General features: G+C 33.9%; 10 protein-coding genes. 6 read left to right on the top strand and 4 right to left on the bottom strand.

The window, feature by feature from the left end; all coding sequences use genetic code 11:
• Positions 1–75 precede the first annotated feature (75 nt).
• Entirely contained in the window at positions 76–2,568 is a 2,493-nt protein-coding gene (locus ACFWV9_RS10120; protein WP_411895198.1) for an ABC transporter permease, read from the bottom strand.
• A gap of 26 nt (positions 2,569–2,594) precedes the next feature.
• Complete coding sequence (locus ACFWV9_RS10115; RefSeq protein WP_411895094.1) at positions 2,595–3,284, bottom strand: ABC transporter ATP-binding protein; 690 nt, start codon at positions 3,282–3,284, stop codon at positions 2,595–2,597.
• Positions 3,285–3,310: 26 nt separating this feature from the next.
• On the opposite strand from ACFWV9_RS10115, the gene ACFWV9_RS10110 reads away from it, so the two are divergent.
• The gene (locus ACFWV9_RS10110) at positions 3,311–4,066 is read left to right on the top strand and encodes an arylesterase (RefSeq protein ID WP_411895093.1); all 756 of its coding nucleotides are present in this window, start codon (positions 3,311–3,313) and stop codon (positions 4,064–4,066) included.
• Here the strand turns inward: ACFWV9_RS10110 and ACFWV9_RS10105 are convergent, their stop codons facing one another.
• Positions 4,067–5,119 carry an NAD(P)-dependent alcohol dehydrogenase gene (locus ACFWV9_RS10105; RefSeq protein ID WP_411895092.1) on the bottom strand — a complete coding sequence of 351 codons (1,053 nt, stop codon included), beginning with the start codon at positions 5,117–5,119 and terminating at the stop codon, positions 4,067–4,069.
• A gap of 164 nt (positions 5,120–5,283) precedes the next feature.
• On the opposite strand from ACFWV9_RS10105, the gene ACFWV9_RS10100 reads away from it, so the two are divergent.
• A complete protein-coding gene (locus tag ACFWV9_RS10100) occupies positions 5,284–7,476 on the top strand; it encodes an amino acid permease (RefSeq protein WP_411895091.1) in 2,193 nt (730 codons plus the stop codon).
• A gap of 93 nt (positions 7,477–7,569) precedes the next feature.
• On the opposite strand, the gene ACFWV9_RS10095 is transcribed toward ACFWV9_RS10100, so the two are convergent.
• A complete protein-coding gene (locus tag ACFWV9_RS10095) occupies positions 7,570–8,166 on the bottom strand; it encodes a hypothetical protein (protein WP_411895090.1) in 597 nt (198 codons plus the stop codon).
• Positions 8,167–8,580: 414 nt separating this feature from the next.
• Here ACFWV9_RS10095 and ACFWV9_RS10090 point away from each other — a divergent pair, with 414 nt between their 5' ends.
• The 4 genes from ACFWV9_RS10090 to ACFWV9_RS10075 form a co-directional block, all read left to right on the top strand.
• The gene (locus tag ACFWV9_RS10090) at positions 8,581–9,036 is read left to right on the top strand and encodes a hypothetical protein (protein WP_411895089.1); all 456 of its coding nucleotides are present in this window, start codon (positions 8,581–8,583) and stop codon (positions 9,034–9,036) included.
• A gap of 266 nt (positions 9,037–9,302) precedes the next feature.
• Positions 9,303–10,631, top strand: a complete 1,329-nt coding sequence (locus ACFWV9_RS10085) for a hypothetical protein (protein WP_411895088.1) — start codon at positions 9,303–9,305, stop codon at positions 10,629–10,631.
• 64 nt (positions 10,632–10,695) lie between these two features.
• The gene (locus ACFWV9_RS10080; protein WP_411895087.1) at positions 10,696–12,159 is read left to right on the top strand and encodes a gliding motility-associated C-terminal domain-containing protein; all 1,464 of its coding nucleotides are present in this window, start codon (positions 10,696–10,698) and stop codon (positions 12,157–12,159) included.
• Between the two features lies 1 nt (position 12,160).
• Positions 12,161–13,618 (top strand): PorP/SprF family type IX secretion system membrane protein (locus ACFWV9_RS10075; protein WP_411895086.1); only part of this gene is annotated, 1,458 nt, incomplete at its 3' end.

The following is a 13,618-nucleotide window of genomic DNA, read 5'->3' as shown; positions in this document are numbered from 1 at the left end:
AAATTGAAACAAAAAAAATTTGAATTTCTGCTATCACACTTATAATTCATAGAAGTCAAAACATCCTTGTTACTCTTATACTTCACGTCGCAAAACTTCTAATGGAGAACTACTCAGTACAGACCTTATATTGCTCAAGCCTATAACTAAGACCAATACAGTTATACCTGGTAAAAAGACAACAAAGGGTATTGATGATGGCACAAATGGTTCTTGGAATATAAAAAGTGCTAAACATAAGCCACTGACAAGCGCTAACAAAATACCAACTAAACTTCCTAAGACTCCTAAAAATAGATATTCAAGAGCTGAGATTTTTAATATCTGACGGTTTTTTGCACCTAAGGTTCTAAGTAGAACACTTTCTTTAATGCGCTGGTATTTACTTGTTCTAACAGAACCAATAAGTACAATAAGGCCTGTAATAATACTGAAAAAGGCCATGAAATTTATAACCCAAGCCACTTTGTCTAGAATATCTTCAACAATATTAAATACTTGTCGTAAATCTATAATAGTAACATTTGGGAATTTTTCGACTAAATTCCGTTGTAGGTTCGCAGATACTTGTTCATTTTCAGCAGCGGTGGTAAATACACTGAATTGAGGTGCTTCCTCAAGGACGCCTTTTGGAAAAACTATTGAAAAATTGAGTTGCATACGTCCCCAATCTACTTGTCTAATACTACCAACAGTAGTTTCCATTAAAACGCCTTGTACGTTAAATACAATTTTATCACCAATATCTACTTTAGCATCAGCGGCTAAGTTATCTGAAATAGAAATTACTATGGGTTCGTTTCGTTTTAATTCAGATGTCCACTCACCATCAATAAGTTCTTCAGATGCTATAAGTTCTTCACGATAAGTGGTTCTAAATTCATGATTAAGAATCCAACCTCTCACCTGTCTTGTTGTGTCTTGTCTTAAATCATTTACAAGATTATCCTTAATTTGATGCATTCGCATGGTAACCAGAGGAATATTATCTAGAATTGGTACTTCGCTTGTCTTTAGTTGTTCTGCCATAGCTTTTCGTTGATGGCTCTGCACATCTAAAATGATAATGTTGGCATTTTCAGCGGTTGGACCTACTTCGGTTTTAGATAAAAGAATATCCTTAGTGAAATATAACGTACTTATAAGAAATGTACCTAGACCTATCGCTAATACAAGCACTACGGTTTGATTATTTGGTCTATAAAGATTTAACAAGCCTTGTCTAGCAGTAAAACTCCATGTTTTAGGAAAAAAGCGTCTAACCAATTTCATAAAGAAATTTGCTACAACTGCGATTATTATAAAAGTAATTACAGCTCCTAATACAAATACTAAAGCATAAGTTGCATCTTTTAATAACCAATATGAAAACAGAAAAAGAAACAATAATATTGAGCAGAATATTAAGGTTCGGACTCTTCGTGGTTGCTCAGGTTCCTCACTGACACGCAATACCTTTAAAGGTGAAACATACCATGTATGTAGCAAGGGTATCAAGGCAAATAAAACTGACATAAATAAGCCCAAAAGGATACCAATAATTATTGGTTGAGTAGAAATTGACATTTCAATTTCAAATGGTAAAAATGATTTAAGAATATAAGGAAAAAGTCCTTGTAAGGCCACGCCTATTAATGATCCTATTAAACCACCTAAAATACCAATACCCGAAATTTGTAACAGAAAAATTAGAAAACTCTGTTTACGACTAGCACCTAAACATTTTAAAATAGCAATGGCTTTTAATTTTTCCTTAATATAAATATGAACTGAGCTCGCAATTCCGATACATCCAAGTAGCAATGCAATAAATGCGGCAAGGTTTAAGAACTTACCCACATTATCATAACGTCTACCTAAACGACGACTAGTACTTGTATGTGTGTCTAAATCTGCATTCGCCAAATCTAACATTGGATCAATTTTTTCTTCAAACGCATTTAAATCTAAAGTGTCTGATGCCTTATAAAAGAATTGATATTCCTTACGACTTCCAAATTGAAGTAGCTCAGTAGCTTCGATAGTGCTATATGGAATAATAACAGGTGGTGCCACGGAAGTTGAAACAGCATTACTACCTGGTACTGATTTTAAAGAACCTGCAATTGGAAATGTTACTTTACCAACTTTAATAGAATCACCTGGAACTACATCATATTGCAGCATTAACGTAGCATCAACTAGAGCTCCATTCTTTTGTTGATATTCGTCAGAAGCTATAATTGGTTCTGTTTTCATGGTGCCGTAAAACGGAAAGTCTCCTTGCATACCACGTACATTTACCAATTTTGTACCACCATTCTTCGGGAATGCAATCATAGATACAAAGTTGACCTCCTTAGCATCTGGCTTAAGTGAGTCAATGATTTCTTGGGCACGTTCTGAAGGCTCTTGTCTGGTGTCAATAATATAATCGGCACCCATAAGATTTTTAGACTGTTTCTGTATATTTTCTCTTAGATTTTCGCTGAATAACTGTATAGCTACCACTGCAGAGATTCCTAAAATAATAGAAGACATAAACAGCAATAACCGTACACGACTAGCCTTGGCATCTCGCCAAGCCATTTTAAATAACCATGAGAATTTCGGTTTCAATTTACGGCAGTTCTTTCGTTGGTTAATATTTGGCCTCCTTTAAGTCGTAATATTTGTTGAGTTCTGTTAGCAAGATCTAAGTCGTGAGAGATAATAACCAATGTAGTGCCAGCTTCCTTATTTAAATCAAATAATAATTGAATCACCTTTTCTCCAGTCTCCTCATCCAAGTTACCTGTTGGTTCATCAGCAAATAAAATGGAAGGTGTATTTGAAAATGCTCTCGCCAAGGCCACACGCTGTTGCTCACCACCAGATAGTTGTGATGGATAATGATGCATTCTGTCTCCAAGACCTACTTTTTCTAATAATTCTTTACCCATGGATTTGGCATCTTTAGCTCCTTGGAGTTCTAGTGGAACACTCACATTTTCAAGTGCAGTAAGTGTTGGTAACAATTGAAAATTTTGAAAAATAAAGCCTACTTCCTTATTTCTTAATTGTGCACGTTCATCTTCATCTAGACTTTTTAATTCAAAACCGCACAGCTCAACCATACCAGAATTGGGCTCGTCCAACCCAGCGCATAAACCTAGTAAAGTCGTTTTACCACTTCCTGAAGGTCCAACTATAGAGAATGTCTGACCTGCCTCTACATCGAATGAAATATCTTTTAAAACTGTTAACTGTTTTTGCCCACTTTTATAGGTCTTCTCTAAACCGTTAATCTTTAATATCTTTGTCATAGACTTAACAACTTTTTTTACGCCTTATGTTCGCATTCCAAAATACTCATTTACAATTGATTTCACTAGTTACTAGTAAGCTTAAAATCTTAAAGTTTTGTTATATTATCCTTATAACATTTCTATTAAGTTGTGGTGGTGATAAAACAAAAGAAAAATCAACGGAAACGCAGATGAATACTGAAAAGGAAACGAACGAAGAAGTAACAGAAACCACTAAAACTATCCTTTGTTTTGGTGATAGTATAACTGCAGGTTATGGTTTAGATGATAGCGCTGATGCTTATCCTGCTGTTTTGCAGCAAAAAATAGATACGTTAAATCTTAACTATACCGTTATAAACTCTGGATTGAGTGGTGAAACTTCAGCAGGCGGGAGAAGCAGAATAGATTGGGTAATGCGACAAAATATTGATATTTTTTTATTAGAACTTGGTGGAAATGATGGATTGCGTGGTATACCTCTAAGCGAAACCAAATCTAATCTACAAGCCATTATTAATAATGTTAACAAGAAAAACCCAGACACTAGAATCATTTTAGCCGGTATGGAATTACCACCAAATATGGGACAGGACTACACTTCTCAATTCAGGTCCGTTTTTGCTGAATTGGCAAAGGAAAATGATGTTACTTTCATTCCATTTATCTTAAAAGACGTCGGTGGAATAAAAGAGCTAAACCAGCAAGATGGCATACATCCCACAGTTCAAGGCCATCAAATTGTGGCCAATACAGTATGGGAAGTATTAAAACCTCTGCTTTTTGAGAATTCTCAATAATTAACTGAGAGATTTCATATCAATTACAAAGCGATATTTTACGTCACTTTTAAGCATTCGCTCATAGGCAGTGTTTATATCCTGCATATTTATAACTTCTACGTCCGAAGTGATATTATGTTTTCCACAGAAATCTAATAATTCTTGAGTCTCGGCAATTCCACCAATAAGTGAACCTGCCATACTTTTACGGCCCATAATCATTGGAACCGTGACCAACGGAGAATCAACAGGGCCTAAATAGCCAAGAACCACTAATGTACCATTGGTACTTAGAGTTGCCATATATGGATTAAAGTCATGTTCATAAGGTACTGTGTCAAGGATCAAATCAAATTTACCCATAACCTGTTCCATTTGAGATTCATCTGTTGAAATAACAACATCATCAGCACCCAAAGCTTTTGCATCTTCAATTTTATTAGTAGATCTTGAAAATAAGGTAACATGAGCTCCGAGAGCATGTGCAAGTTTAATAGCCATATGACCTAATCCACCTAAACCAACAACAGCAACTTTACTGTCCTTGCCTACATTCCAGTATCTTAAAGGCGACCATGTGGTAATCCCTGCACAAAGCACAGGTGCAATACCAGCTTGGTCAAGATTTTCCGGTACACGAAGTACAAACTCTTCATCCACCACAATCTTTTGAGAATAACCTCCATGTGTATTGGTTTGTAAATGTTTATCAAACCCACCATATGTACCAACCCATTCAGGACAGTATTGTTCTAAATCGGCTTTACAATTATCACAAGTTCTACAAGAATCCACTAAACATCCTACAGCCACTAAGTCACCAACATTATATTTTGAAACAGCATCGCCAACATTAGTAACTCTACCTACAATTTCGTGTCCAGGAACAACAGGATATTGTGTCATTCCCCAATCATTTCTCGCAAAATGTAAATCTGAGTGACATACACCACAATAAAGAATATCTATTGCGACATCAGTTGATGTCACTGCTCTACGTTCTATTTCTAATTGTTTTAAATCTGCTTCTGGAGAATCAGTTCCATAGGCTTTTACATTTGAAGTATTCATTTAATGAGGTTTTTTTTGGTTGAATCTAAATTTACGAAAAGTTCCTTGATTTTTTAAACTATTCAACATTAATGAAAGATAAACTTGAATAGCAAATTATTTTTCTACTAATAATTTATTTTAAACTAGAATTTACTACATTGAAGTGATTAACTAAATCCATTATGGCAGACCAACCTAAAGCCTTAAAAAAATTCGGAACATTTGGTGGTGTTTTTACACCTACATTACTCACAATTCTTGGTGTGATTATGTATCTGCGTTTGGGTTGGGTAGTTGGTAATGCAGGTTTACTTGGTGCATGGCTTATTATAATAATGTCTTTTTTAATCACATTATGTACAGCACTATCAATGTCTGCAATTACAACGAATATTCGTATTGGTGCTGGAGGAGCTTATGCCATCGTATCACAAGCCTTAGGTCTCGAAGTTGGAGGTAGTTTGGGAATTCCCAGATATGTTTCTCAAGGATTAGCTGTAACTATGTACATCTTCGGTTTTAGAGAAGGATGGTTAGGTATATTCCCAGATCATAATGCCTTTTTGGTAGACGTAATTGTATTTGGTGTACTGTTTACAATAGCATACATAAGTGCCAATCTAGCAATAAAGACACAATTCATAATTATGGGTATTATCATTCTGTCCTTGGTATCAATTGTTGTTGCTGCTTATGAAGGCTCTATGACATTGCCTGTTAGTGATTCTTTAAGTTGGGGTTCATTTAAAGGTTCAATTGAAAACGGATTCAGTGGCAGTTCCTTTTGGATGGTCTTTGCGGTCTTTTTTCCTGCTGCAACTGGCATAATGGCTGGTGCAAATATGTCTGGTGAATTGGAAGACCCTAAAAAAAGTATACCAAATGGTACACTTTGGGCCATTGCAGTTAGCTTTATAATATACATGCTTCTAGCATTTTGGATTAGCAGAAGTGCTACGGAACAGGAGCTCGTTGGTGATTATTATATAATGGTAGAAAAGGCCTATTTCGGACCATTAATTTTAGCAGGAATTTTAGGTGCAACATTCTCATCTGCTTTAGCTTCTATTGTGGGGTCTTCTAGAATTTTATTCGCAATGGGAGAACATAATGTACTACCCTATTCAAAAATATTGGCAGGTCAAAGTAAAACGGGTCAACCTAGAAATGCCATGATGGTAACTGGTATACTTATATTCTTAACCTTATTATTACGAAATCTTAATGCTGTAGCACCTTTAGTTACGCTTTTCTTTTTAATCACTTATGCGATGATAAATATCGTGGTTATAATTGAGCAGAATTTAGGGTTGATAAGTTACAGACCAATTTTTAAAATTAGACGCTGGGTACCATGGCTTGGACTTATTTCTTCAATTTTTGCCATGTTTATCATCAACCCAACAGTGAGTTTAATTTCAATTATGATTGTCCTTACAGTATATTGGTACTTATCTAGACAAAACTTAGAAACACCTTTTGAGGATGTACGTTCTGGGTTATTTGTGTCCTTTGCAGAATGGGCAGCAAAGCATACCTGGGGAATGAAAAAGATGCAACAACGTGCTTGGAAAGCAAATCTTATGGTGCCAGTGAGAGATGTTAACGGTTTAAAAGGAACATTCGAATTTTTAAGAAATATTGCCAAACCCAAGGGTTCAATTAAACTATTGGGTATAGAACCATTTACAGAGCACAGCTCACTTGCAATGAAATTAGATGATATTTCGGCATCATTTAGGCAAAAAGGTGTATTCTCCTCTTCTACTGTGATACATACAGAGGAATTTGCAAATGGAATTAATTATGGTAGTCAAGCTTTACAAGGAGCATTCTTCAGGCCAAATATTTTGTTTTTAAATCTTCAAGATCATGATGATTATGAGAATGAATTGCGTCCTGTAATGAATGAGTCTATTCGCTTAGAGATAGGGATATTATTGTTTTCATTGCATAAAACTGCACTTTTAGGACAACGCAACGTAATAAATGTATGGGTGAGTGATCGAAGAGGAAACTGGGAATTAGGCTGGGATATTGGTAATCTAGACCTATCAATATTAATTGCATACAAGCTTAAAATGAATTGGACGGCACAAATAAGACTGATAACAGTATTAGAAAATCCTCAAGATGAAGCACAGGCCAAAGAGTTTCTTAATAAACTCATTAATTTGGCAAGACTACCTAAAACACTTACCGAGATTCATATTGGTAAATTCAGTGATATTGTCACAAAAGCACCTTCTGCAGATCTCAATATATTCGGAATGGAACCTAATTTAAAGTTTGAGTTTATTAAAGAAATGACTGCAAAAACCAACAGTTCATGCCTGTTTGTTAAAGATTCTGGACATGAAAGTATATTAGCTTAGATTTGAACTAAAAAAAGAAAAAAGTCGTAATAATTAATTACGACTTTTTACAACATGGTTAATTAAGGGACTAAAAATATGCTGACTTATAAATTAAGGGTTTAAAACTATATTTCTTTCTGCAACTAGAATACCATCTATCTTTTTTGGTTTAAGTATTCTTGCTATATTTTTTTTCTTGGATATTTTTTTTCTACATCGTTTTGATAACAATGGGTCTTCTTCAAATAAAAATGTATCAATTTCGTACTCAGCTTTTGTTGGTTCTTTAATAACAGGAAAAATTTGCTGTGGCTGATTGTAACGCCTATCATTTCCAGGTACAAAAGTGTAAAAGGTATATTTACCGTCATTATCTGTTTTTACCCAAGCTCTGTGATGTACATAACGTTTTTCGTCTTCTTCTCTTAAATCGAAGTTTCCGTTTTCATCTGGTTGCTCTATAAACAGAATAACATCCTTAGCCGGTGTAACACCATCACTCAAAAAAATCGTACCTGTTACTTTTAGTTTTTCGTCTTTAGAGTTGAAATCAGGAATTGTATCAGTATTTTTTAATTTTAAATCTGAGTAGTCATAAATAGGATGACGTTTTTGAAAGTCTAATGAGTTAGAATTGTCTTGAGAAAAAATTGGTGTTAATGAGCTAAGACAAAAGAATATACAAAGAAGATTAAATAATCTTTTCATTTGAATTGAATTTGGGGTTCAATCAAAATTCCATCATTTTATCCATAAAACCCTATATATCATATAAATGTCAATTTTTTTCGATAAAACGAAATCCTAAGCAAATTATATCGGTGAATGGGGTGTTAATATGCAAAGAAATGGTAGAACTTAATAAAGTTATACCCTTAGTAAATTCATGATTTTCTATTGTAATACACCTTGCGTTTTATGAAATAAGGCAGTTAATTTAAAGATGAAATAGAGAAAATAAGACTAAGTATTTCGTCGAATAAATATGCTTTTAATCCAGCAATAATGCAGTTTGTCTAAGAAATATGCATTTAAAGTGTTAAAAATAATAGTTAAAAAATCTTGTTTTATTGGAATATTTATATAGATTTGCTTCAGAAAGTCCAAATCAAACCCATAAACATGAAAACTAAAATTACACTTTTTAGTGCTATTTTTTTACTTATGATAAGTATGAGTTTTGCTCAGAAAAAAGATAAAAAATCTCAAAGTATTATCGCAGGCAAAACAAGTATCTCAAAATACCATAGTAGAGCAGATCTAGATAATATGCCAAAAGGAGAATTATTGGTATTATATATAGAGCGTATAGAAGTTATAGTAAACATATTGCCTAATATAGCCTTTGCAACTAAACCTGGCGTAACGATGGCATCCTTAGGTATTCCAGAAACAAAGGAAAACAAAAAGGCATTAGAAGAAAATATAGAGGCGTCTGGAGAATATTTTGAAAGTACAATAGAATTTCAAAAGAAAATCCTACCATATTCAGACACATCAGACCTAATAGCAGCAATATTATTTTATGAAGAGACACTAAAATCACTTCATACATACGAAGATTTCAAAACAAATTAGTTTTTTATTTTGATTTATATTTAGTTAGTAATTGAACCTCGGCATATTGTCGAGGTTTTTTTGTCTTCAAAGCCTTATAATTAATGTTTAAAATGCCTGTTTTAACTATAATTTCATAAAAAACAGGTGTTATTGTAAGAAAAATAAACATTGTAATATAAAATAGTGCATTTCGTCGATAATATTTGTATTTCGTAGGTCTTATTCATAAGTTTGGGTTAATTATTAAAGAAGCCGCCAAAATTTAATAACTGAACTTAACTACTATGAGAAAAATTACACTTGCAATACTTGTTGTTTTTTTATTAATCGGCAATTGTTTTGCTCAACAAGAAAAAGGAATTATTGGCTATGATAATTGGTTAGACACTTGGACTGAGTTTCAACCAAGTAAGATTACGTATGAGGAGCCTACTCAAATATTAAGTGGTAGAATAGCTATTGATACTAAATTGACTAAACGTAATACCTATCTCTTAGTTGGTGATGTATTTATTACTAACAATGCCACACTTTCCATAGAACCCGGTACTGTAATCTTAGGTGATTTTAAAACCAAAGGATCACTTATTATCAGTAAAGGCTCAAAAATCATTGCTGAAGGAAAGCAAACAGACCCAATTATTTTTACTTCAAATAGAAGTGTAAAGAAACCAGGTGATTGGGGAGGTATTTTTGTGTTAGGTGATGCTCCATTAAACTCTTATGGTAATGAGTCTTCAATAAATTACGGATTAAGGCCTACTTCCTTCATGGATATTGTTTATGGTGGTGAAAACTCAGAAAGTGATTCTGGTGTATTAAAATATGTTAGAATTGAGTTTGCAGGAAAAAGAACCAAAGAACATGGCAACTTAAGTGGATTAACACTTGCAGGTGTTGGCAGTGACACTACACTATATAATGTTATGGTAAGTTATTGTCAAGGAAATTCGTTTAATCTTCTTGGTGGTAACCTAGTATTGGTTAAAATGGTTTCATTCCGTTCTAATCAAAACGATTATAATTTCAACTATGGCGCTCAATGTAATTTGGTTAATTCACTAGCTGTAAGATCGCCATATGTTTCGAGTGCCGATGGTTCAAGAGCACTATTTATCACGTCCTATGATTATAAAGAGGATGCTGATCCTACCAAAGAATACACAAACGTAAACGCCGAAAACTTAACTCTATTGAATGTTTCTAATGATTTAGAGTCAGATATTGAAATTGGCTTGGTTCAAGAAGCTATATATGTTGGAAATGATGTTTCTTTTGTAAGTGATAGAAGTGTTATTTCTGGATTTAGTCCAGCAGTAATATTAGACGATCAAATTAAAATGAACGACTCTAACCTTAGAAAAATTGAATTTATAAGAACTTATTTTAACAATTGTAATGGTAATCTTTTTAGAAAAGGCTATACCAATAATGATGACTTAGAAAGTTGGTATGGAAGTAGAGCATTTAACAATGTTTATTCTAAAGGCCCAGATTCAGAAACATTTATAGATGCTATTCATAAGAAATATCCTGATTATAGATTAAGGATAAATGGTATCATAGCATCAAACGACTATTTTGATGATGATGATGATGACGACGAAGACTAAAATGACTAAAGCAAACAATTAACCCCATAACTAAGCTTATAGAGAAAAAATTACAAACCTACTTATGTTTACCCATTCAACATTGAATAAATTTATTTTAAGTCTTTGTGTGTTCTTAACAAGTTTACAAGAACAAGCAAAGGCTCAAGTAGTTTTAGGCACACCAAATTTAGGCTTTACTCAAGCTTGTGCTAATGAGTCATTTAATACTTACAGCTTGTCTTTTGTTTTTTCACCTGAAAGTGCATTAGAATCATCAAATCAATTTAGTATTGAAATGTCTAATGGCGATGGAGATTTTACAGAATCAACCATTATCTATACTTCACAACCTGGAGAATTTACAACGTCACCAGCAACTTTAGAATTTACTTTACCAGAAACAACAGCCGGTGAGAATTATAGACTTAGGGTAAAAAGTAGTGCTCCTGCAGCAAATAGTTCTGGTTCTGCAAATTTTGCGGCTTATTATAAATTACAAGATTCACCTTTTACTATTAATAATTTAGTATCTACTGGAGCATACTGTACTGGTGGTAGCTATCTTTTAACAATTGATAACCCAGGTACAGGAAATAATGACTCTCCATTAAATTATCCATCTCTAACTTTTAATTGGTTTAAGGAAACTAGTCCAACTACAGCTGAATTTATTGCTGAAGGTCCTACTCTATCAGTCAGTACTGAAGGAACTTATTTTGCAGAGACTAACTATGGCACATGCACTTCAGACTCGTTTTCTAATAGGGTAACAATATCAGAAGCTTCATCTGGTGAAGCAGACGCAACAATAGTTTCAAGTTTAGGTAATCCATTTTGTCCTGAGCAAGGAAATACAACTCTAAGTACCATTGGAGGCATTAGTTATCAGTGGTATAAAAATGGAGAGCTTATTGCAGAAGCAGTAGAACAACAATACCAAACCAACGAATCAGGTACATTCTCAGTACAAGTAGATTTAGGTGATTGTTCTGCATCAGGATCTATCGATTTAGTAAGCGAGTTATTTAATAGTGATATTAATGTTGATGAAGTTAATAGTATTGAAGATGGTGAATCAATTACGGTTATAGTGACTACAGATGCCATTGCACCAGAATTTCAATGGTTCTATAATGATCAATTAATGCCTAACGAGACTTCGGATAATATAGAAGCTTCAAACTTTGGTGAGTATAAAGTTATTATCACTGAAACCTCAGGATGTAATAGTTCTAAAGCCTATGAATTTATGGTTGAAGAAGCTTTAGACCCATTTCCAGATGTAGACAAAATTCCAAACTTAATTAGTCCAAACGGAGATAGTATAAATGATACTTGGGTATTACCACAGAAATATGTTAGTGGAACAAATACCGATGTGATGATAATGAATAACAGAGGTGTAGTGGTATTTCAAACACAAGATTATCAGAACAACTGGCCAGAAACAAATTTGAATTTAACCAATATTAACCAGGTTTTTTATTACATCATAACAACAGAAAATGATGAAACCAAAAAAGGATCAATTACAGTAGTTAAATAGTATGAAAGCGACACAAATGATATTTATCTTGCTTGTTTTCTCTTTGCAATTTGCATTTGCACAAGAAGAAGATGGTGTCGTTGCATTAACCTTACCTGTTAGAAATTCATTGACCTTTAATAAGTTTGTCATTAATCCAACTTTTAGTTTCGTTAGAGAGCAGTCTAAATTTATAAGCATCTATAATAAAAGAGAATGGGTTCAATTTGAAGATGCTCCACTTACCTATATGGCGAGTTACTCAGGTAGATTCAGCGAAAATATTGGTGCTGGATTAAGCTTATTTCAGCAAAATTTAGGAGTTTTAACCACCTTTGGTGGAATTCTGAATTTTGCATACAACGCAAGGGTTAGCAGAATGAATAATCTAACATTTGGGTTGAATATAGGAGCTTACAGTAGTGGTGTCAATACCTCTAATGTAGTTACAAACTTTAGTGATCCATCATTGGATAACGTACCTACAAATTTTATTCTAACAACAAGTCCAGGAATTAATTATGGTACTGAGTTTTTAGATTTTGGTTTATCGATTAACAATTTAGTTACCTACAATTTAGAGTCTTCAGAAATGCTCGAAGACAATCCTGAACAAGGCATACAGGCTCATGTTATGTATACAGGATACATGCGCAGTCGAGGTTTCTTTGACAATGCAAAGTTTTCTGGTCTCGTGCGTTCAGAATTTAGAACAGATGAAACAATTATTTCTGGCCTTGCTATGGTTACAGCACCTAAAGGTATTTGGGCCCAAATAGGTTATAATTCAGTTTTTGGTCCTTCAGCAGGATTAGGTTTAAATATTACATCTCAAATAGCCATAGAATATAATTTTGAAACTGCTGTTGGTGATTTAAATAATTTTGGCCCATCACATGATATTACATTGGCATATAGGTTTCAAAACATCAAGAATTATGACTATAGTGGTGATGATGAAATTAGTGGTTTAATATCTACTACACCAAAAAGACGTCGCACAAGAACAGCATCAAATTCTAGAAAACGTAAAACAAATACATCAATTAAAAAACCTACTACAACAACTACAAAGACTGCTGTTGTTGCGAAAACTACAAATGATGTTATTAATAACGATAACACCACTAAGGATTCAAAAGAAGAATCTATGGTACAGGCAGAACAAAAAGCTAAAGAAGAAGCTGAAGCACAAGCAAAAGCAATAGCAGAACAAAAAGCTAATGAAGAAGCCGAAGCACAAGCAAAAGCACTAGCAGAACAAAGAGCTAATGAAGAAGCCGAAGCACAAGCAAAAGCACTAGCAGAACAAAGAGCTAAAGAAGAAGCCGAAGCACAAGCAAAAGCACTGAGAGAACAAAGAGCTAAAGAAGAAGCCGAAGCACAAGCAAAAGCATTGGTAGAACAAAGAGCTAAAGAAGAAGCCGAAGCACAAGCAAAAGCACTGAGAGAACAAAGAGCTAAAGAAGAAGCCGAAGCA

It is taken from the genome of Winogradskyella sp. A2 (assembly GCF_046762865.1).
GTDB lineage: Bacteria > Bacteroidota > Bacteroidia > Flavobacteriales > Flavobacteriaceae > Winogradskyella.
Note: the sequence above shows the minus strand (reverse complement) of the source record. Positions and strands in the feature narration are given on the sequence as shown.